The organism is Embleya sp. AB8 (assembly GCF_049739465.1).
Taxonomy (GTDB): Bacteria; Actinomycetota; Actinomycetes; order Streptomycetales; family Streptomycetaceae; genus Embleya.
Genome location: NZ_JBMHHY010000037.1, coordinates 14,468 through 35,546 on the forward strand (window position 1 = coordinate 14,468; position 21,079 = coordinate 35,546).

A 21,079-nucleotide genomic window follows, 5' to 3' on the forward strand; every position below is an offset into this window, starting at 1 on the left:
GGCAATGCCCTTGACACCTCCTCCTAATGCGAATTAGATACGACCTCATCGCATCCAGCAGCTATCCGGAACCCAGGGAGGTACCCGTGGCCGAGTCAGTCCCGGGCAACACGCTCCGGCGCAGTCGACGCCGCCGGGCGGTGGTGGTGGCAGGGGCCGGGGCGCTCGCGCTCACCCTCGTCGGCACCACGGCCGGCTGTTCGTCGGGTTCGTCCGGCTCGTCCGGATCCGGTTCCGGAGGTACGACCACGATCACCGTGGCCGGCATGCCGGCGACCACGTCCCCCAAGACGCGGCAACAATTCCTGGACGCGGTCGCGGCGTTCGAGAAGGCCAACCCGAAGATCAAGCTCAAGCCGACCGACACCCAGTGGGACCCGCGCACGTTCGCCGCCCGACTGGCCGGCGGCAGTGCCGAAACGGTGCTCACCGTTCCGCTGACCGAACCGCCCGGTCTGATCGCGCGCAAGCAGATCATCGACCTGAGCGCCGAGATCAAGGGCCTGCCGCACGCGTCCGACCTGGACCCGCGCGCGCTGGCCCCGGCCACCGCCGCCGACGGCAAGGTCTTCGGGCTTCCGGTCACCGAGTACGCCCTGGGCCTGGTCTACAACCGGGACCTGTTCACCAAGGCCGGCCTCGACCCGGACAAGCCGCCCACCACGTGGGACGAAGTCCGCACCGCCGCCAAGAAGCTCTCCGACACCGGCGTCGCCGGCTACAGCCAGATGACGGTCAAGAACACCGGCGGTTGGATTCTGACCGCGATGACCTACGCCTACGGCGGCACGATGGAGAAGAAGGTCGGCGACAAGTACGTGCCGTCGCTGCTCGACGGCCCGGTGGAAAGTGCCCTCAAGCAACTGGCCGCGATGCGCTGGCAGGACGACTCGATGGGCAACAACCAGTTGCGCAGCCGGCAGGACTCCGAACGCGACTTCGCCGCGGGCAAGATCGGCATGATGGTCAGCGCGGTCAACAGCTACGACCGCTACATCGCCCAGTATTCCGGCAAGCCTGCCGACTTCGGGATGACTGCGCTACCGCAGCAGAACGGCGGCAGGTCCACCCTGCTCGGCGGCCTGATGGCGGTGGTCAGCGCGAAGGCGACACCGGCCCAGCGGGCGGCGGCGGTGAAGTGGATCGACTACTTCTACCTCAAGCCCGCCTACGACCCGGCCGCGGCCGAGGAACTGGCGGTCGCCCAGGCCGCGGACAAGCTCCCGGTCGGTCAGCCCACGTTGCCGTTCTACGCGAAGGCCGTGTCCGATCCGGTCGACGCCGCGATCAACAAGCATGCCAACATCCTGGCGGGCAACTTCGCGCCCTACGTCACCGGCGTGGCCAAGCTGGACTACCAGGTGGAGCCGCCGGTCGCCGCGCAGGACCTCTACGGCGCGCTGGACACCGTCGTCCAGGCGGTGCTGACCCGCAAGGACGCCGACCCGCACGAGGAGTTGGTCAAGGCGACCGAGCGACTCGGGCCGGTCTTCGAGAAGGCTCAGTCGCAGTGAACGGCTCGGTCGCAGTGAACGGCTCGGTCGCAGTGAACGGCTCGGCCGCATTGGAAGGTTGGGTCGCAGTGAACGGCTCGGCTGCAAGGGAAGGTTGGGTCGCAGTGAACGGCTCGGTCGGAGTCAAAGGCTCGGCCGCGATGGAAGGTTCGGCCGCAGTGAACGGCTCGGTCGGAGTGAACGGCTCGACCGCAGTGGAAGGCTCGGCCGCAACGGCAGGCCGCTCCGACCGGCCCGAGGTCGCGCCGTGAGTGCCCCGACCATCGCCCGGGAGAGCACGCCCGCGCTTGCCCGACCGCCGGTCGCCCGCGCCACGAACCGACGCCGCGTCGGGACCAGGCACCTCACCCCCGTGTTGTTCCTGCTCCCCACCGTGCTGATCTTCGGCGTGTTCTCGTGGTGGCCGATCATCCGCAGCCTGGTGCTGAGCTTCCAGCAGACCAACCTGGTCGAGCCGGCGAGTTGGGTCGGCTTCCAGAACTACCAAACCCTGCTGGACGATCCGCTGCTGGGCAAGGCGGTGACGAACACCCTGGTGTTCACCGGCCTGGCGCTGCTGATCGGCTTCCCGCTGCCGCTGTTCCTGGCCGTGGTGATGTCCGAACTGCGGCGCGGCGCCGGGCTGATGCGGGTCCTGGTCTACCTGCCGGTGGCGGTGCCGCCGGTGGTGGCGGTGCTGATGTGGAAGTGGTTCTACGACCCCGACTCGGGCCTGTTCAACGAGATGCTCGGCAAGGTCGGCCTGGGCCCCTACCCGTGGTTGCAGTCGGCGGACACCGCGATGGCCAGCCTGGTGGTCGAGGCCACCTGGGCGGGCGCCGGCGGCGCGGTGCTGATCTATCTGGCCGCGCTGGCGAGCGTGCCGACCGAGCTGTACGAGGCGGCCGAACTCGACGGCGCTTCGGTGTGGCGCCGGATGTGGCACGTCACGTTGCCGCACATGCGCTCGATTCTGCTGATCATGATGTTGCTCCAGGTGATCAACACCTTCCAGGTGTTCACCGAGCCGTTCGTGCTCACCGACGGCGGCCCGGAGGACTCCACGGTCACCGTGTTGCTCCTCATCTACCGCTACGCGTTCGTCAGCGGCGACTACGGCAGCGCCGCCGCGCTGAGCGTGAGCCTGGCCGCGGTGCTCGCGGTCCTGTCGGCGATCTATCTGCGGCTCACCCGTACCTGGGGGACGAAATGAGTACCGGCACCAGGGGCGTGCTGTCCGAGGCGGAACGCCGCCGCCCGCTGACCCGGATCAGCCTGGGTACGACGCAGCTGTTGCTGCTCGCGGCGCTGATCATCGAGGGCGCCGGGCCGATCTACTGGGTGTTCAAGGGCTCGGTCTCCTCGACCCAGGAATCGTTGCGGCACCCGCTGGCGTTGTGGCCGGCGGAGGCGCACTGGTCGAACATCTCCACCGCGTGGACCAGCCTGGACCTCGGCCGCTATCTGATGAACACCGTGGTGCTGGTGGGCGGTTCGTGGTTCGTGCAGTTGTTCGTCGCGGTCACCGGGGCCTATGCGCTGTCCATCCTGCGGCCGTACTACGGGAAGTACGTCTACGCCGCCGTGCTGGCCACGCTGTTCCTGCCGGGCACGGTGTCGATGGTCTCGCTCTATCTGACCATCCAGGACCTGCCGTTGACGGGCGGGTCGATCGCGAACACGCCGATGGCGGTATGGCTCCCGGCCGGCGCGCATGCCTTCAATGTGCTGCTGATCAAGCAGTTCTTCGACGGCATCCCGAAGGAACTCCTCGAGGCGGCCCGCCTGGACGGCGCCGGTCCGTGGCGGATCCTGACCCGCATCGTGCTGCCGATGTCCCGGCCGATCCTGGCCGTGGTGTCGCTGATCGCGGTGATGAACGCCTGGAAGGACTTCCTGTGGCCGATGATCGCGATCACCGATACGGACAAGCAACCATTGGCCGTGGCACTGCCGCGACTTGCCGACACGTCGGATCAGAGCCTGTTGATCGCGGGGATGTTGATCGCGATCATTCCGCCGGTGTTGGTGTTCCTGGTGTTCCAGCGGCAGATCGTGCGCGGCATCGCGTTCACGGGGCTCAAGTGAGTACGGGTCGGGGGAGCGTGGCCGGGTCCGCTCGTGTTCTGGTCACCGGCGCCGCCGGGCGACTCGGTACGGCCGTGCTGGCCGAACTCGCCGGGCAGGGCCTGGCGGTGACCGCATTGGTCGCCGAGGACCCCGGACCGTTGCGGGCCGATCGGGTCGTGGTCGGGGATGCTCGGGACCCGGTCGCCGTTGCGGATGCGCTCGACGAAGTCACCGCCGTGGTACACCTCGCCGCGTTGGCCTCACCCGAAGTGGCCGCGCCCGACGTGGTGTTCGCGACCAATACGCAGGCCACCTTCGTGGTGTTGAACGAGGCCGGCCGGGCGGGGGTGCGTCGCGCGGTGCTGGCGAGCAGTCTGTCCGTCACCGGGCTGCCGTTCGCCAGGTCCACGCCGCGACCTCGGCCGGCGTACCTGCCGTTGGATGTTGCGCTGCCCTTGCAGATCGAGGATCCGTACGCGCTGTCCAAGCAGGTGGACGAGGCCACCGCCGCGATGATGCATCGGCGGTACGGGATGACCGCCGTGGCGCTGCGCTTCCCGTTCCTCGGCGACCCGGACCGGCTCGCCGGGCATGCCGCGCGGTTGGCCCGGGATCCGGCCGTGGGCGCGTCGGAGGTGTGGAGCTACCTGGATCTGCGGGACGCGGCGCGGGCCTGCCTGCTCGGGTTGACCGCCGAACTGACGGGTGCTCCGGTGCTGTTCGTGGCGGCGCCGGAGACGTTGGTGTCCATCCCCACGCGCGAATTGCTTGCCGCGCACCTCCCGGACGTGCCCTGCCGCGCCGAATTGTTCGGTTGTGAGGTCGCGATCGACCTTGCTCCGGCCCGGACGCTGCTCGGTTTCTCGGCGCGGCATCCGTATCCGCCTTCGTAGTCCGCCTTCGTAGTCCATCTTCGTAGTCCGCCTTCGAAACCCGCCTTCGAAACCCGCCTTCGAATCTCCAGGAGCAACAGCCATGACACCGGCCGCCATGCCCGAGACCCAGGCCCCCTGGGCCGCTCGGGACGCCCTCCGGATCACCTCGGTTCGCACGATCGTCACCGCCCCCGGCGGCGTACCGCTCGTCGTGGTCCGGATCGACACCTCCGAGCCGGGTCTGTACGGCCTCGGCTGTGCCACCTTCACCCAGCGCTTCCACGCCGTGGTCGCGGCGGTCGAGGAGCACCTGGCGCCGATGGTGATCGGTCGGCATCCGGGCGATATCGAGGACATCTTTCGGCTGTTGCACTTCTCGCCGTACTGGCGCGGCGGACCGGTGCACAACAACGCGCTCTCCGGGATCGACCAGGCCCTGTGGGACATCGCGGGCAAGCGGTTCGGGGTGCCGGTGTACGAACTGCTCGGCGGGCGGGTGCGCGGCGCGGCGGCGGTGTACACCGGCGCGCAGGGCGGAAGTGTCGAGGAGACGATCGAGCGGGCGGCGGCGTTGGCCGAACGGGGCTACCGGCACGTGCGGTTGCAGGGTGGCGGGCCGGGATATGGGACGTACGGCGCGGACGGTACGCCGGGCGGCTACCCGGACGCTCCGTACCCGGATGGCTGGGACGTCGGCCACTACCTGCGCACCACGCCGCGCCTGTTCGAGCGGGCCCGGGAGGTGCTCGGCGACGAACTGAACCTGCTGCACGACGCGCACAACCGGCTGACCGCCAAGCAGGCGGTGGGACTGGCTCGTTCGTTGGAGCCGTACCGGCTGTTCTTCCTGGAGGATCCGCTGGCGCCGGAGTACTTCGACCGACTGCCCGAGGTGCGCTCCGCCGCGCCGATGCCGATTGCCTCCGGGGAGCTGCTCAGCTCGATGACGGACGCGACGCGGTTGGTCACCTCCGGCGGCGTCGACTTCCTGCGGGTGCATGTCTCGGCGGTGGGCGGGCTGACGCCGGCCCGGAAGCTGGCCACGCTGTGCGAGTTGTCCGGTGTACAGACCGCGTGGCACGGGCCGCCGGACGTGTCGCCGGTGGGCGCGGCAGTCAACGTCACGCTGGATGTGACCAGTTCGGCGTTCGGCATCCAGGAGCAGCACATCTACCCCGAGCCGGTGGACGAGGTCTTTCCCGGCACGCTGCGCACGGTGAACGGCTACATCACGCCGAACGACGCGCCGGGGTGGGGGATCGACCTGGACGAGGCGGCGGCGGCGAAGTATCCGCCGCAGACCCATCTGCACGAGCGCTGGGCCGCCCTGGTGCGCCGTCCGGATGGCGGGCTGGAAGCTCCGTGAGTCGCGGACCGTTTCCCGGAATGTTACCGGATATACTTGATCTGATACGCATTAGGCAGCCGTTGATGGTGGGCATTTGGAGGAGCAGATGAAGCCGAACGGCGGGCCCGGGCGGCCGGCCGGCTCGCGTCCGAACCGGCCTCGGCAGGCGGACATCGCCCGGCTGGCCGGCGTTTCGCAGCCGACGGTGTCCCTGATCCTCAGCGGCGGCTCGGCGGCGGTCGGCATCGCCGACGAGACCCGGCGCAAGGTGATGGCCGCCGCCGAGCAACTCGGCTACATGCCCGACCCGATAGCGAAGCGGCTGGCCGCGGGCCAGAACAACCTGCTCGGCCTGTACACGTTCACCGCGACGTTCCCCACCGAAATGTCGCACGCCTACCACCCGTTCCTGGTCGGCATCGAACAGGAGTCCGCGGTCCAGGGCTACGACCTGCTGATGTTCATCGCGTCGAGTGTCACCGGCGAACGGCCGCACGCGGAGGTGCTGAACCGGGTCCGGCTGGCCGATGGTTGCCTGTTCATGGGCCGACACCTGCCGATCCGGGAGATGGACCGGCTGTTGGCCACCGAGCTGCCGGTGGTCTATCTCGGCCGGCATGACGATTTCGGCGAGCGACTGCCCTACGTCGGTGCGGACTACGTGACCGCGTCGGCCGAAGTGGTGCGGCATCTGGCCGAGTTGGGGCACCGGGACATCCTGTACGTCCGCGAGCTCGACGACGCGATCAGTGCCGTCGACCGCGAGGCGGGCTTTCGGCGGGGGATGGCCGAGTGTGGGCTGGCGGTGGACCGGAACACGGTGGTGCGGACCGATGGTTCGGATCTGACCACGGATCGGCTGCGTGGCTGGTACGAGCGGGGCGTGACGGCGATCGTCACCGAGGCGACCGACACGGACGCCGCGCATCGGGCGCTGTTGGCCGCGGCTTCGGCGGCGGGGTATGGGTTCCCGGAGGATCTGTCGCTGGCCACGCTGGGTGCCCCCGAACACGCCGAGCAGGGGCCGGCCGGGCTGACCGGATTCGTGGTGCCGCGCCGGGAGATGGGGGCGGCGGCGGTGCGGTTGCTCACCGGGCTGATTGCCGGCGATCGTGCCTCGGCCAGGCATCAGTTGATGGATTGTGCACTGGAGGTCGGGCGAACGGCCGGGCCGGTGCGCTGAGTTCGGGCTGATCGCGGGCTGAGCTCGGGCTGAGCTCGGTTGAGCTCGGTTGAGCTCGGGCTGAGTTCCGGCCGACTGTTGGCCGAGTGCCAGCCGAGTGTGGCCATTGATCGGCCGAATGGCCGGACCCGCGTGCCCTGTTGTGGCTTCGGGACGCCCGGTCGATTCGTCATGCCCGATGGCCGGCGTTGTAGAACCCTTTTCTTGCCTACGGAAGGCTGCGTCATGTCCGAAATCAGTACCGAGGTTCTTGTCGTCGGCGGTGGGCTCGGTGGAGTCGCCGCCGCGCTGGCCGCGTGCCGCGCGGGTCGTACGGTCGTGCTCACCGAGGAAACCGACTGGATCGGCGGCCAGCTCACCGCTCAGGCCGTGCCGCCGGACGAACATCCCTGGATCGAGAGCTACGGCGCCACCGCGAGCTATCGCGAGCTGCGTACCGCGATCCGCGACTACTACCGGACCTGGTATCCGCTCACCGGCGCGGCCCGGGCCCGACGCGAACTCAACCCGGGGGCGGGCTTCGTCAGCAAGTTGTGCCACGAACCCCGGGTGTCGTTGGCCGTGTTGCAGGGCCTGCTCGCGCCGTATGCGGCGTCCGGGCGGCTACGCATACTCCTGGAGCACGTACCCGCCGAGGTGTTCGCGGACGGCGACCGGGTTCGGGCGGTGACGCTGTGGGGCGTGCGTACCGAGGAATCGCACACGATCACGGCGGACTTCGTGCTGGACGCGACGGAGACCGGCGAGTTGTTGCCGCTGGCGAAGGCGGAGTACGTCACCGGGGCCGAGGCCCGGGAGGAGTACGACGAGCCGAGCGCGGCGGCCGAGTATCAGCCGCTGAACATGCAGGGCATCACGTACTGCTTCGCGGTGTCGTATCACGAGGGTGAGAACCATGTGATCGACCGGCCGGCGGACTACGACTTCTGGCGGTCGTATCGGCCGGACTTCTGGCCGGGGCCGCTGGTGGGGTTCCTGGCGCCGGATCCGAGGTCGCTGGAGCCGGAGACGCGGACGTTCGACCCGCGGCCGAGCGCCGATCCGCTCGCGGTGAACGCGGATCAGAGCGCCAACGCCGGTGGCGACGACCTGTGGTTGTTCCGGCGGATCCTGGCGAAGGGGCTGTTCGAGCCGGGGGCGATCGACTCGGACATCACGCTGGTGAACTGGCCGCTCAACGACTATTGGTTGCGGCCGATCATCGAGGTCGGCGCGGACGAGGCCGCGGCGGCGCACCGGGAGGCCAAGCAACTTTCGTTGTCGGTGCTGTACTGGCTGCAAACCGAGGCGCCTCGGCCGGACGGGGGGAGCGGCTATCCGGGCCTGCGGCTGCGGCACGATGTGGTGGGCACGGCCGACGGATTGGCCAAGTCGGCGTATGTGCGCGAGTCGCGGCGGATCCGGGCGGTGACCACGGTGACCGAGCAGCACGTCTCGCGGGACATCCTGGGCACGCATGGGATCCACCACTTCCCGGACTCGGTGGGGGTCGGCGCGTATCGGATCGACCTGCATCCGTCGACGGGCGGGGACAACTACATCGACGTGGCCAGCGTGCCGTTCGAGATCCCGTTGGGCGCGTTGTTGCCGATTCGGATGCGGAATCTGCTGCCGGCGGCGAAGAACATCGGTACGACGCACATCTCGAACGGCTGCTTCCGGCTGCATCCGGTGGAGTGGAACATCGGCGAGGTGGTCGGGCACCTGGCGGCGTATTGCCTGCGGCGGGGGGTGGAGCCGCACGCGGTACGCGAAGACGCGGCGCTGTTCAAGGAGTTCGCGGCGGAGCTGGATGCGATCGGCGTGGAGCGGCGGTGGCCGGCGCCGGCGGGGTATTGACGCGGGGTTGCCGAGTGGGGTGATGGGCGGGGTGATGGGCGAGCCCGCCTCGGCAATTGCCGCTCAGGCTGGGGTGGTTGGCGGGACATGGATGCGCCGCGCTCGGCCTGGGCGCGGGGCGCGTCGGGCCGTCCCTCGTTCGGGGGGCGGGGTTGAGCGCCGTGAACCGGCCCGCCTCGGGAAGTTGTCCTCGAGGCGGGCCGGTTCACGTGTTTGTTGCCCGGTGTCGGTCGAGTTGCGCCGGGGTGGGCCGGACATACCACTCCCGCTTGGTACGTCCGGCCGGATGGCGCGTCAGGGTCGGGGGGCTCGGCTCAGACGGGGAGGAGGAACCACTGCTGGTTGTCGGAGCCGTCGCCACCCGGGTACCACTGGATGAGCTGGGTGCCCAGCGCGTCGGTCCCGCCCGGCATGTCCGCCACGAGCTGGTTGTAGTTGCTCATCAGCACGCTGCCGTAGCGCGCGTTGCGGGTGAACCATTTCTGGTTGGCCCCGCCGTTGCACTGCCACTGGACCAGGCCGACGCCGGCGTTCCTGGAGCCGCCGGGTATGTCGAGGCACAGGCCGCTGTTGACGTTGACGAGCTCCAGGCGACCCGACTCCCAGCGCTGGTACCACCGCTGGTCCGAGTTGTTGTTGCAGTTCCACTGGATGACGGGCGCGCCGTAGTTGACGCTGCCGCCCTGGATACCCAGGCACAGGTCCGGGTGCTCCCCGTCGGCGTAGGTCCGGTGGATCTCGAAGATCCTGCCCACGGCGGGTGCGTCGGCCGAGGCGGTCGGGGCGCCCATGGTCACCGCGCCGAGGGTGACGACGAGCGCCCCCAGGGTCGTGGCGATCTTTTTGAGCATGCTCATGTGCGGTGTTTCCGTTCTTTGGAATGGTTGTCGTCCGGAATTGTTGTCATGGTCGATTCCGCTCATGCAAATTTCCCGAACTGCCAATGCAGAGAGGGGAGTTGCCGGTCTCGACCTTGATCAAGTCTTGGCGGTTCCGGACCGATGATCAACTTCCGGGGCGTGAACGCGAGTTGGATGTGTGGTTGCCGGGTGATGCCCGATCGGGGCGGATGTTCACCGGCGGGTTCTTGATCATCGGGCTGCGCGGCGGGCTCGCCAAGGTGGCTCGAAACGGCTCGACCTCGAACCGACACCGGCCGGCCGGCCGGCTCGTTCCGGGGAATCGCTTCCCGGGACGAGCCGGCCGGCTTTGGCATGGCGGTCGGGCGGATCAGCGGCAGCGCGGGCCGTGATCGACCGGGCGACACGGGCGCCGGGCTCGGCGCCGGGTCGGCCCAGGTAGCCCAGTGCGCTGACCGGGCCCAGGCCGCCGGCGCCCATGAAGATCTGCTCCCGACCGGGCAGGCCGTCCCGAATTAGCCATGTGTGCACGGCCGTTCGGCGGTTCGGGTCGCCGACCGGTCCCGCCCCACGCGCAGTGAGGGGTGGGGCGGGCGGCGTGGTCGGGTGGGTCAGAGGTTGGTGCCTCGGGGGGTGGGGTCGAGGGTGTGGTCGGGGACGATGCGGATGGCGGTCCATTGGTAGCCGAGGGCGTTGAACCGGGCTTCGCTGGTGAAGGCGTGGCGGATGCCGCCGCGGACGAGGTAGACGTTGGGGTCGTTCTCCTCGCGGAGGAGGGTGCCGTCGCGCGGGAAGCGGGTGATGGCGTCGATGGTGGTCGGGGACAGGGTCTTGATGCGGTCCCAGGCGTAGCCGAGGCGGTTGAAGGTGGCCTCGTCGGGAATGGGGAAGCGCGCACCGCCCTGGACGACGGACACCTGGGCTGCGCCGGTGGCCTGGACGAGGGTGCCGTCGCTGAGATCGGTGAAGGAGGCCGGAGGCGTGGGGGCGAGGGCGAGGAGGATTGGTGGCGCGAACGCGCCACCGTTGGCGGGGTCTTGGCCGGGGTGGACCAGGATGCTTCCGTCGGAGGTTCGGGTCCACAGGTCGGGGCGGGTGTCGCCGGTGATGTTGCCGTCGGTGGACAGCAGGGGGTATGCGGCGGGCGTGTAGCCGGTGGCGATGGTGGTGGCGGTGGTGGTGTCGCCGAGTGCGGTGACGTCGACGGTTCCGTCGGGTTTGATTCGGCCGGCGAACTGCTTGATGGTTCCGTCGGGGTAGCGGGCCCACATGTCGGGGATGCCGTCGCCGGTGACGTCGCCGGGGGCGGCGAGGGTGACGCCGTCCCAGCCGGTGGCACCGATCTTGCGGGCCTCGCGGAAGTCTCCCGCGGCCCTGCGGTGGAAGAACCACAGGGCGGAGTTGCCGCCGGAGTCGGTTTCGATGGTGATCAGGTCGCCGAGGCGGTTGCCGTTCTCGTCGACGGCGCCGTCGGCGTTGCCGACGGCGAGGATCTGTTTGACGTTGCCCCAGTCCTGGCTGTTGTAGCCGGTGCACTCGCCGGCGCAGATGGGTCGGGGTCCCCGGCCTCAAGCAGTGGATCAACGCCGGCGACCTCAAACCCGGCCAATGGCTACAAACTTCGGTGGGTACACGGGTTCAAATCAGTGCGACGCGAATTCTCGCCCGCAAGCAGCGCACTCACGACCTGACGGTCGACGTTGACCATACGTACTATGTACTGGCCAGTGCTACGCCAGTACTTGTTCACAACAGCAGCTGTGAGAATATTGCGCTCGGTCTGTCAAGCACCGATGAGGATCCTGACGCTCTTTTCAACTTCGCAGACACCCTCGGGGCCAAGATGTACACCCACTGGCCTCAGGACAAGAGCTGGGAAACCTATGTCAGAGGGATTCTTCATCCGGATAGCGACGCAAAGATCCACTTCAATCTCGATGGGATCAGGGATCCCAAGACTTGGGCAAAGGAAACGGGTACTGCCAGTCCTAGCGGTGATTTCACGGGTTGGGAGCTTGCGATGATAGAGGCTGCTCCGGCGTCGGTGCAGGCCAGGGTTACTTGGTACCTTGATGGGAAGGTAGACAAGAGCCCATTTTCTGGAGGTTGAGACAGTGGCAGGCGAAGAAATGTCATACAGTCCGGTCGGCCTCCCTCTGCACTTCGATTTCATCTTTCGGCCCTGGCATTACTCGGTCTCGATGCGCAGGCTAATTCTACGTGGTCAGGCTGACGGGGATCCCGGCGCGGTGGTGGACGTCATGTTCTTGGATGTCGCAGGAATGAAGGTGCGGCGTGAGTATGCTGCCCTAACGATCACCGAAGCGGGTGAGGTTGCGGAGATCGAGAATTTCGTGGATATCTCCGATCGAAATGCGCGTCGCTTCATGAGGCTCCTTGTCTCTGATGGTACGCATGAAGGTTTTGTGGTGTGCGGGGCGATTCGTATGCGCGCTGGGAAGGCGTGAGGGTATGGCCGGTCGTTGGTTGTGGGTTTTGGAGGGGCATGTGGGCTGGGGTTTCGCTGTTGCGTCGGGCGCTTTTCGAGGTCGTGTGGTGGCGGGTCCAGGTCCACAGGAGGTCGTCGGGTGCGGTCGCCAAGTGCCCGAGTCTGAGTAGGCGACGTGTTCGAGGAACGCGATCCTGGTCGGGTTGAGGTTGCTTCGCTTTGACGGACACCGTCGCGGACCGAGTACGACGGCCAGGGCCGCACCACTGCCCGGATCTTCGCCTCCAAAGGCAAGGATCAATGGCGCAGCACCACCACCTACGCGGGCGCGGATCAGACCAGCGTCACTCCGCCGCCGGGCGGCACCGCGACCCTGTCGATCAGTGACGCCCGCGGCAAGCCGCAGGAACTGCGCGAGTACAACGGCGGAACCCCGACCGGCACCGACTTCTCGAAGATCACCTACGCGTACACCCCGCGCGAGGAACTGAAGTCGGTCACCGACGCGGGCGGCAACACCTGGACGTACACGTATGACTTCCTGGGCCGCAAGACCCACGTCGAGGACCCGGACAAGGGCCCGTCCGATACGCGCTACGACCTGGTCGGCCGGGTCGTCGGCACCACCGACGCGCAGGGCCGGAAGCTCGCGTACACCTACGACGCACTCGGCCGGAAGACGGCGTCGTACAAGGACACGGTCGCGGATTCGAACCTCCTCGCCGAGTGGACGTACGACCGCTACGCGAAGGGCCAGGCGGACGGCTCCTCCCGCTATGTCGGCGGCAAGTCCGGCGCGAAGTACACCACCGAGATCACCGGCTTCGAACCGGGCACCTACCGCCCCACCGGCTCCCGGGTCACGATCCCCGCGGTCGAGGGAAAGCTCGCCGGGATCTACCAGACCGGCGTCACCTACGAACCTCGCACCGGACAGCCGATCGTGACCAACCTGCCGGCCCAGGGCGGCCTTCCCGCCGAGACCCTCTCCTACCTCTACACGGCCGGCGGTCAGCTGGGTGCGTTGGGCAACGACACGCGCTCCTATCTCAACTACGCCGACTACGACGCCTTCGGCCGCAACACCCAGGTCATCCTCGGGGCCACGCCCAAGCAGGTCGCACTCACCAGCAAGTACGACGACGCCACCGGACGCCTGCTCAGCACCAACTGGGACAAGCAGAGCGGCACCGCGTCGGCCGGCGTCGACGCGACTTCGTACACGTACAAGCCCAGCGGCGATGTCACCTCGGTCAGCACCGTCCGCGACGGCGTCACCACCGACACCCAGTGCTTCGCCTACGACGGTCGGCGTCGCCTGAAGGAAGCCTGGACCGACAGCGGCGGTACCACCACCTTCCCGGCCTCGAGCGTCCCGGGCATCGGCGGTTGCGTCACGCAGGCCCCGTCGAAGAATACGGTCGGCGGCCCGGATCCGTATTGGCAGTCGTTCGACTACGACGTCGTCGGCAACCGCACCAGGCTGGTCGAGCACGACGTCACCGACGACCCGGCGAAGAACGTCACGACGCAGTACGGCTACCGCGCGGGCGTAGCCTCCACGGATCGCACCCACCGCCTGGACACGGTCACCGTCAAGACCGGCATCCGCGAGGCGGTCACCACCGGGCTGACCTACGACCAGGCGGGGAACACCAAGACCCGCCCGGGCGCCGACGCCAACCTCCAGACGCTCACCTGGAACGAAGAGGACAAGCTCACGTCGGTCGCCTCCGCGACCGGCAGCAGCGACTACCTCTACGACGCCGACGGCGGGCGGATCATCCGGCGCGAGGCCGGCAAGACCACCCTCTACGTCGGTGGCGACGAACTCACCACCAGCACCGACGGATCCGGCCCGGTAGTCGGCACCCGCTACTACCCCACGGCTGGGGGAGCCACCGTCGTTCGTAGTGGCGACGGCACGGTCACCTACATGGCGGCTGACCACCACGGCACCCCCACCAGCGCTCTCGACGCCGCGGCCCTGACCGCGACGCGGCGCCAATCCAAGCCCTTCGGCGAGCCCCGCGGCGCACAGCCGACCCAGGCCAACGGCCAATGGCCCGACGACAAGGGCTTCCTCGGCAAGCCCATGGACTCAACCGGGTTGACTCACGTCGGCGCCCGCGAATACGACCCGAGTCTCGGCCGGTTCATCAGCGTCGACCCGGTGATGGACCTGTCCGACGCAGGCCAGATGCACGGCTACACCTACAGCAACAACAACCCGTTGACGCAGTCCGACCCGTCCGGCATGAAGTACTGCGGCAACGTCATGGCCTGCGGCGACTCCGGCACGGACCAGACCACCACGTCGCCTACGGCCCCGGGTGGCACGGCGCACTGCGAGAACTACTGCATGGACAAGCCCAAACCCAGGGCGAAAAGGCAGGACAGCGGCGGCGGAAACCCCTTCAAGAAAGCCTGGGGCTGGACCAAGAAGAAGACCAGCCAAGCCGTCACCTACGCGAAGGACCACTGGCGCGAGGGCGTGGCCATCGTGGGCGGCGTCCTCGCCGAGGGAGGCTGCCTCTTCGCTGCCGGCACCGCGACCGCTGCCACCGGGGGCATCGCGGCGGGATCGGTCCTGATCTGCGCCGGCATCGGCGGCGCGACGACCGGATACCTCAACAACGCCCTCGATCCCAACGCCGACCACAGCCTCCTCGGCGCCACCAAGGACACGGTCACCGGCGGAGCCTGGGGCGTGACGGGCGGAGCGGCCGGCATCGTCGGCGGCAAGGTCGTTCAGCGCGTCTGCGGCGGCACCCACAGCTTCGTACCGGGAACCGGCGTCCTGATGGCCGACGGCACCCGCAAGGCTATCGAGGACATCACCTCCGGCGACGCCGTCCTCGCCACCGACCCCGAAACCGGCGAAAGCAAGCCGCGTACCGTCCTTGCCGCCATCACCACCGAAGACGACAAGGACTTCGTCGACCTCACCGTCAAGACCGACCTAGGCGACGCGTCCATCATCGCCACGACCAATCACCCCTTCTGGGTCCCGGACCTGAAGCAGTGGATCAACGCGGGCGACTTGAAGCAGGGGCAGTGGCTACAGACCTCTGCTGGTACCCGAGCCCAGATCGGCGCGACGCGAACCCATGCGCGTGAACAACGTACTCACGACCTGACTGTCGACGGCGACCACACGTACTATGTGCTGGCAGGAACCGCTCCGATATTGGTCCATAATTCTTGCGGAGATGCCCGGTTCATGGTGAGTCCGAACGGGGTCGTGGACGATCTACTTAATCCATTGCCAGCGCGCGGCGGTTACGTAAGGGTACCCAAACTCGACGGAGGAACAGTTCCCGGAGTTGGCAACAAGATCTGGGGAAACAGCGATCCAGAAGCCCTTATCGGCACACGTTCTGACGTTGAACTCCGTGGGCTTGCCAGCGTGGGAGATGCGCGGAAGCTCCAGGACTTCTATGCCGGGGCTGTGAATGCAGGAAGGGGTGGGGCGGCCGGACGTGGACCGCAGAACTCGAGGTCGCCAGTCAACTCGGCAGCCAACCGGGTGACACTGTTGCAGGAGATCATAGACGCCTGGGGAGGTTGAGGTGGTGGCTGTGCATTCGACCATTGATATCAAGCTGGCGGCTGCTGGTGGGCCTGCTCGAATTACATTCGAGCCCATTGGCACTGTTTTCGAGCTTGTCGATGGCGAGTACATCTCGCTGCGACTAGAATCCAATAGGGTCTCGTCAGTCGAGATCTATACCTGGCCGAATGGGCTATCTGTTTGGCTTCCCTACCCCGGAGACTCTGATTACATCATCCTTGACTCTGAAGGTCGTGAGTTGGAGCGACTATGGTGAATTTGATGGATGCAATTTGGACGCAGGCTTTGGGTCCTCCAGCGCTTGGGGCTTGCCGCCATGAGTGCCGGACACATGCGCCGTACGGACTGTACCTTGTGAGCCTTGGTGGCTCCGGGCTGTCGAGGACTGACGTGCCGTCGGCGCCTTGATCTGGTTGCGCGAGCGTCGCATTACGGCCAGCGTAGCCGCCGCGAGATTTCCATACTCCGAAGTCGTCATGCCGGCGGGACCGAATGATTTTCACTGGTAACGGTTGGGCTAGCTCATAGAGTGGCTGAGATGTCAGCGGAAGTAGAGGATTCCTGGTTGGCTTCGGTCTTGTCGGAATCCGGGTGGTCTCCGTCGCGCAAGGTTGACGTATCAGGGGCCATCGCGGCTTGGTCCAGCGACGGACATGTGCTATCCGAGGCGGCTATCGACCTCGTATCGAGGCTTGACGGAACTGGTTTCGAATATCCTCGTCTGATCCGTGTCAATGGGTTCGACAGCTGCTCGTTCGACGCCAAGGACGCGTCGCGGTCGATTTATCCGGAAGTCGTTCGGGATTATGAGCGATTCGTGGAGTTTCCCCTGTGTCCGATAGGCGTTTCTGCTTCGCGTCATATTGTTCTGCTGGTCTCCGGAGGCGGTGCGATCTATGGAGGTTATGATCGATTTCTAGCCTGTTGTGGAGAGGGCTGGAAGCAGGCGGTATGGAATATTTACCACCGGATCGGTGCCCGACTGTGAAGATGTACTCCCCCCGAACCTGGGCGAAACGTACACCGAGCATCAATCGATCGGAGTCGTTTCGTCGGGCGCGAGACTTCTGGATATTTGGATGCCTCTCACGGGTAGGATAATCAACATCAACCTGGAAATAGTGTCGAATCCGGGGCTCATAAACTCTGATCCATGCGCAGCGGGGCGGGTTGCGGAAATTAAGCCGCTTGATCCGCCGAAACCGCAGAATCTGATGACTGGCGCCGAGTATCGAGAGTATCTCCTGACCGATCCCCGAGTACCATGAGTGTGATCGGGTGGTGCGCCGGGCGGCGTTGTTTTCGCAATGTGGCTCCTGCGGCGGGCACTTCGATATCGCCGAGACGTACGAGGCCCAGTATTAGGACTACTTGGTCGCGCCAGCCCTGCGGTAGTGGTGTGACGAGGCCGCGTTGGGAGCAGGGTCAGCCCAGGTAGCCCAGGGCGCTGACTGCGCCCAGGCCGCCGGCGCCCATGAACATCGGCATCAGGACGCGGACTTCGACCTTGGCGCCGGCTCGGAAGCGCATGGACTTCGGGGGGCCGAGGGGGTACCAGCGCTTTCGGCCTATCGGGATCGGCCACAGGATCGGGCAGCCGGACACCGTGAGGGCGTCGCCGATGCAGTGGGTCAGGGCGCCCAGGGCTATGGGTAGGCCGACCCACCAGTACTCCTGGCCGGGGTCGGTGAAGAACCAATTCGAGCCGTTGCCGGGGCGGTTGAGGATTTCGACCAGCATCCAGGTGCTGGTGGCGCCGAGTAGCCAGACCAGGATGTCGCTGTGGATGCGGGCCTGGCGCCACAGCAGGCCCTCGATGGCCAGGACCATGTGTACGAACAGGACGCCCAGTACGCCCCATCGGCCGCCGAACGCGCAGATCGCGGACGCGGATACGCCCACGAGGGCGGCCCAGACCCAGGTGTGGGTGAGGGTGCGGTGGCCGCCGTGGCGGCGGGGGTCGCCCTTCATGCGGGTGGCGTTGTAGACGGCGGTGGCGATGGCGTCGACCAGGCCGCAGAGGAGGGCGGATATCGGGCCGAAGGAGCGGGATACGGTCGCGGCCTTGTGGTCCAGGTCCGGGCCGAGCGCGGCGCCGGCGCAGATCAGGCCACCGACTACCAGGACGGGCCAGGGCATTGGTTGGCCGTACGCCTCGGCGGCGGCGCCGGCGGCCATCCAGGCGCAGGCTCCGGAGAGGGAATGGGCCGGTCCCATCATGCTGTCGGTGCTCCTTCGGTACCCGGGCGAACCCCGAGCCCGCACACAGTGGAGGCAGCTTATCGGTGGTGATCTTGGCGGGTTGGGTGGGTTGGGTGGGTTGAGCGGGCTGAGCGGGATGGGCGGGCCGAGTGGGGAACATCCCCGGCCGGCCTCGGGTTTGCCTGCGCTGGTTGAGTCCGGTGCCTTGTGTGGGGGGATCTCCTGAACACGGCCCACGTGAAGGCTACCGGCTTTCGGTGCTTGTGGCCGTGTTGGTGAGGTTTGGCTTGATCACCATCGGCTTCTACGTATGTACCGTATCGGGGCCGGGGATTCGTCGTCGGCGGCGAACGTCACGGCCGTGGTGAAGGGCGCGGCCGTGGCCCGCATGCTCGGCCGCGCATCGGGCGCCGAGTAGGCGACGGGCGCCGCGGGTTTCTTGGCTGACGCGGTGTGGTGACGCCGGACGCGTTGGCGAACTCCCTTGCCGAGGGCGGATGGAGTGGGAGATGGAGTGGGGAGGCGGTTGCCGGGCATCCGTCCCCGTCCTTCGGGAACTCGACCGTGTCGAGCCGGTTCGCTCCGCGATATCGCGGATTCCCGTGCTTGCCCCCCGACTTGACCCGGCGGAAGAAGGCGGCGAACGCTCCACTCAATCGGCGAAGCGTCGCCTGCGTCGCGGTGAAGGGCCCGGCGCCGGTTTGGTGGCGTCGGGCCCTTCGGCCGGCGGCTCGACCCAGCCGGGTGGGTGGGTCAGGTGGACTTGGTGCGTTGGTCGCGTTGGTGGCGCCAGGTGGCCATGCCGTCGTAGATGCGCATGCGGGCCCGGGCCACCGCGCCGATGGCTCGGTGTTCCTTGAGGGTGTGCGTGAGGCTGAAGGCCAGTTCCTCGGCGAGTGTGTTGCGGTCCGCGGTGCGGAAGTCCTGCATGGGGATGGTCAGGGTGGCGACCTTGACCAGGGGTGCGGCGTCCTCCTTCCATTCCACGGCGATGTCTTCGACGGGCATGGTGTCCGGGTCGGTGCGTAGTTGGACCATGAAGTCGAAGGTGGCATCGGTTTGGGAGAGGTGTTCCTGGAGGTGGGTGCCGAGGTAGTCGTCGTCGTGCTTCTCGGGTTTGGGACTGGTGTACGTCGAGGTCGGTACCAGGACGTACTTGACGACCTGGTCGGGGCCCAGGAGGTAGGCGACGTTGCTCCAGTAGCGGATGTCGGCCGGTGAGGTGGGCGTGATGACCGCCTTGGCCAGACCGGCGACCACGTGCGGGTGGGTCGTGAGCATCTTCGCGGCGAACTTCGCCGGGCTGAGCGTGATGACCTCGTGGAAGAGTTTGACCGTGCCCAGCGGGATCGCCGGGGTGGCGAGGAGGATGAAGTCCTGCGTGGTCGGCTCGTCGCTCTCGGGAATGCGTTCGCCGGGGACGTCGTGCAGTTTGATGGCCGCCCCGCGCAGGTCCTTGACGTCGTCGGACTGCGGTGATCCGTTTCCGTTGGAGAAGCGCAGCCAGCCGTCGTAGGTGTGCGGCCGGGCGAAGACGCCGATGGCCAACTCCGGTGGCAGGTCGGGCTCGACGGCGAATTTGATGGCGAGCAGGGCGGTGTGTTTCGCGTGCGCGGCGCGGCGGGTGGCGCCGGGCGGGTAGTCCTTCTCTTGCTGTCGGTGCATCGCCTCGATCATCTCGGCGACGAGTTTGTCCTCGTTCGGTTCGGGTGTCTCGAACCTGGTCAGGGCGTCCATGGGGGTCCTCGGGGTCGGATTGCGGCGATTGCGCGACCCGGTCGGGACCTGCTGCGGCGGGCGCCGCGCGGATCGAGCCGCGCCATACACCTATATCAGGCGAAAAGGTGCAATCCATGCATCGTCGTCGCGGTGTCGGACAGCTGTGCCCGGTCGGCCCACGGCTCACGGCCCGCGCCCACGCGCGTCGGACGCGCCGTACCGACCTGGCCCCGGGCGCCCCCACCACCTGCACCGGGACCTGCCTCACGCCGCGCCGTCGACGCCCTCCTGGGGTGAGGGCTCGGAGGTTGCCGAGCGCCCCGGGCCCGCCTCGTCTTTCGAGGCGGGCCAACGCGGCGATTGGGCCGGTCAGGCTTGGTGCTTCATGGTGTCGAGGAAGGCTTCCCATGGGCGGGTCGAGAAGAGGAAGGCGCCTCGGGCGGGGTCTTTGGAGTCGCGTATGGCGATCGCGTTGCCCTCGAAGTAGGTGCCCTCGACGCATTGTCCGCCGCTGTTGTTGCTGTAGCTCGACTTGAACCAGGCGGTAGCGGGCGTTGCGGTCATCGATCAAAGCTCCTTGATTGCCGTGTGGATCAGGCTCAGAGACTCCTGAGGGCCCGGGGCGAGGGCCTGGAGATCGCTGAACGCCTCTTCGTACTTGTCGACATCGGTCTCCCGACGGGTGACCCATGCGTCGGCGAGATTCTCCAGGTAGACGATCGGCTTCAGCGCGGCACCCTTGGGGAACTTGAGGATGACGAACGGGCCCGCCATCCCCGGATGAACGCCCAGACGGTAGGGGACCACCTGCACTCGTACGCTGGGAAGCGTCGAGATCTCGGCGATGTGACTCAACTGGCCACGCATCACAGCCGCGTTGCCCACCTGGCGACGGAGCACAGCTTCGTTGATGATGGCGATCAACTTGAGCGGCGTCTGGGGCCGGAGAAGCACCTCTTGGCGAGTCATCCGGATCGAAACGAGCCGATCGACGTCGTCGGGAGGAAGCGCAGCATGTGAGATCTGGTGAATCGCTCGTACGTACGCCTCGGTTTGCAACAGCCCCGGAACGAACTCGGACTCGTAGTTGTGCAGGGCGCTTGCTGTCGCCTCAAGCCCGAGAAATGCCTTGAGACCCGGACGGATGATCGGCCGGTAGTTTTGTGATTGCCACCAGTCGCGCTTGGTCTTGGTTACTGCGGCGTAGTCGTCCAAGAGCGCACGCGTTTCCGGATCCGCGCCGTAGATCTCGCAGAGAGCCATGACATCGGACGGCTCGACGACGTAGTTCTCGCCTGCCTCCAGGCGCGTGAGCTTGGATGGGCTCCACAGCAACCGCTTGACGACCTGGGCAGACTTCATGCCTGCCTTCAGTCGTAGGCGTCGCAACTCGCCGCCAAGTTGCAGGCGGCACAAGGCCGGTGATGCAGACTCGCTGTCGCCGATCATCTGCGGTCCTTTCCATGC

General features: G+C 67.1%; 19 protein-coding genes. 13 read left to right on the forward strand and 6 right to left on the reverse strand.

The genetic code is table 11. The annotated features are described in order from the left end of the window. Window positions 1–86 precede the first annotated feature (86 nt). From ABIA38_RS39405 to ABIA38_RS39440, 8 genes are all read left to right on the forward strand, one after another. Window positions 87–1,514, forward strand: a complete 1,428-nt coding sequence (locus ABIA38_RS39405) for an extracellular solute-binding protein (protein WP_424643781.1) — start codon at window positions 87–89, stop codon at window positions 1,512–1,514. Then, window positions 1,511–1,765: a hypothetical protein gene (locus tag ABIA38_RS39410; RefSeq protein WP_424643782.1), complete on the forward strand. Its 255-nt coding sequence runs from the start codon at window positions 1,511–1,513 to the stop codon at window positions 1,763–1,765. Before ABIA38_RS39405 ends, ABIA38_RS39410 begins: the two co-directional genes overlap by 4 nt. Continuing rightward, on the forward strand, window positions 1,762–2,706 hold the full coding sequence (locus tag ABIA38_RS39415; protein WP_424643783.1) for a carbohydrate ABC transporter permease: 945 nt from the start codon (window positions 1,762–1,764) through the stop codon (window positions 2,704–2,706). The genes ABIA38_RS39410 and ABIA38_RS39415 overlap by 4 nt, the downstream gene beginning before the upstream one ends. Further along, window positions 2,703–3,581 (forward strand): carbohydrate ABC transporter permease, encoded by an 879-nt coding sequence (locus ABIA38_RS39420; RefSeq protein ID WP_424643784.1) that lies wholly within the window; start codon window positions 2,703–2,705, stop codon window positions 3,579–3,581. The genes ABIA38_RS39415 and ABIA38_RS39420 overlap by 4 nt, the downstream gene beginning before the upstream one ends. Continuing rightward, window positions 3,578–4,456, forward strand: a complete 879-nt coding sequence (locus ABIA38_RS39425; RefSeq protein ID WP_424643785.1) for an NAD-dependent epimerase/dehydratase family protein — start codon at window positions 3,578–3,580, stop codon at window positions 4,454–4,456. Before ABIA38_RS39420 ends, ABIA38_RS39425 begins: the two co-directional genes overlap by 4 nt. A gap of 82 nt (window positions 4,457–4,538) precedes the next feature. Then, entirely contained in the window at window positions 4,539–5,804 is a 1,266-nt protein-coding gene (locus ABIA38_RS39430) for an enolase C-terminal domain-like protein (protein WP_424643786.1), read from the forward strand. Between the two features lie 76 nt (window positions 5,805–5,880). Beyond that, the gene (locus ABIA38_RS39435) at window positions 5,881–6,969 is read left to right on the forward strand and encodes a LacI family DNA-binding transcriptional regulator (protein ID WP_424643787.1); all 1,089 of its coding nucleotides are present in this window, start codon (window positions 5,881–5,883) and stop codon (window positions 6,967–6,969) included. Between the two features lie 225 nt (window positions 6,970–7,194). Next, window positions 7,195–8,808, forward strand: a complete 1,614-nt coding sequence (locus ABIA38_RS39440) for an FAD-dependent oxidoreductase (RefSeq protein ID WP_424643788.1) — start codon at window positions 7,195–7,197, stop codon at window positions 8,806–8,808. A gap of 314 nt (window positions 8,809–9,122) precedes the next feature. Here ABIA38_RS39440 and ABIA38_RS39445 read toward each other — a convergent pair whose 3' ends face one another. Then, window positions 9,123–9,665, reverse strand: coding sequence for an RICIN domain-containing protein (locus tag ABIA38_RS39445; protein WP_424643789.1), 543 nt, complete (start codon window positions 9,663–9,665; stop codon window positions 9,123–9,125). 614 nt (window positions 9,666–10,279) lie between these two features. Continuing rightward, window positions 10,280–10,939, reverse strand: a complete 660-nt coding sequence (locus ABIA38_RS39450) for a hypothetical protein (RefSeq protein ID WP_424643790.1) — start codon at window positions 10,937–10,939, stop codon at window positions 10,280–10,282. 353 nt (window positions 10,940–11,292) lie between these two features. On the opposite strand from ABIA38_RS39450, the gene ABIA38_RS39455 reads away from it, so the two are divergent. From ABIA38_RS39455 to ABIA38_RS39475, 5 genes are all read left to right on the forward strand, one after another. Next, complete coding sequence (locus tag ABIA38_RS39455; protein ID WP_424643791.1) at window positions 11,293–11,778, forward strand: hypothetical protein; 486 nt, start codon at window positions 11,293–11,295, stop codon at window positions 11,776–11,778. Window positions 11,779–11,782: 4 nt separating this feature from the next. Then, window positions 11,783–12,136: a hypothetical protein gene (locus ABIA38_RS39460; RefSeq protein ID WP_424643792.1), complete on the forward strand. Its 354-nt coding sequence runs from the start codon at window positions 11,783–11,785 to the stop codon at window positions 12,134–12,136. A 924-nt stretch (window positions 12,137–13,060) separates the two neighbouring features. Continuing rightward, entirely contained in the window at window positions 13,061–15,688 is a 2,628-nt protein-coding gene (locus ABIA38_RS39465; RefSeq protein WP_424643793.1) for a polymorphic toxin-type HINT domain-containing protein, read from the forward strand. A gap of 541 nt (window positions 15,689–16,229) precedes the next feature. Continuing rightward, window positions 16,230–16,679 carry an SUKH-3 domain-containing protein gene (locus ABIA38_RS39470; RefSeq protein ID WP_424643794.1) on the forward strand — a complete coding sequence of 150 codons (450 nt, stop codon included), beginning with the start codon at window positions 16,230–16,232 and terminating at the stop codon, window positions 16,677–16,679. Beyond that, complete coding sequence (locus ABIA38_RS39475; protein ID WP_424643795.1) at window positions 16,666–16,959, forward strand: hypothetical protein; 294 nt, start codon at window positions 16,666–16,668, stop codon at window positions 16,957–16,959. The genes ABIA38_RS39470 and ABIA38_RS39475 overlap by 14 nt, the downstream gene beginning before the upstream one ends. Window positions 16,960–17,116: 157 nt before the next feature. On the opposite strand, the gene ABIA38_RS39480 is transcribed toward ABIA38_RS39475, so the two are convergent. The 4 genes from ABIA38_RS39480 to ABIA38_RS39495 form a co-directional block, all read right to left on the reverse strand. Further along, window positions 17,117–17,911, reverse strand: a complete 795-nt coding sequence (locus ABIA38_RS39480) for a metal-dependent hydrolase (RefSeq protein WP_424643796.1) — start codon at window positions 17,909–17,911, stop codon at window positions 17,117–17,119. Between the two features lie 735 nt (window positions 17,912–18,646). Next, window positions 18,647–19,630 (reverse strand): hypothetical protein, encoded by a 984-nt coding sequence (locus tag ABIA38_RS39485; RefSeq protein ID WP_424643797.1) that lies wholly within the window; start codon window positions 19,628–19,630, stop codon window positions 18,647–18,649. Window positions 19,631–19,981: 351 nt separating this feature from the next. After that, a complete protein-coding gene (locus ABIA38_RS39490; RefSeq protein WP_424643798.1) occupies window positions 19,982–20,176 on the reverse strand; it encodes a DUF397 domain-containing protein in 195 nt (64 codons plus the stop codon). 3 nt (window positions 20,177–20,179) lie between these two features. Beyond that, complete coding sequence (locus tag ABIA38_RS39495) at window positions 20,180–21,061, reverse strand: helix-turn-helix domain-containing protein (protein ID WP_424643799.1); 882 nt, start codon at window positions 21,059–21,061, stop codon at window positions 20,180–20,182. Window positions 21,062–21,079: the final 18 nt, after the last annotated feature.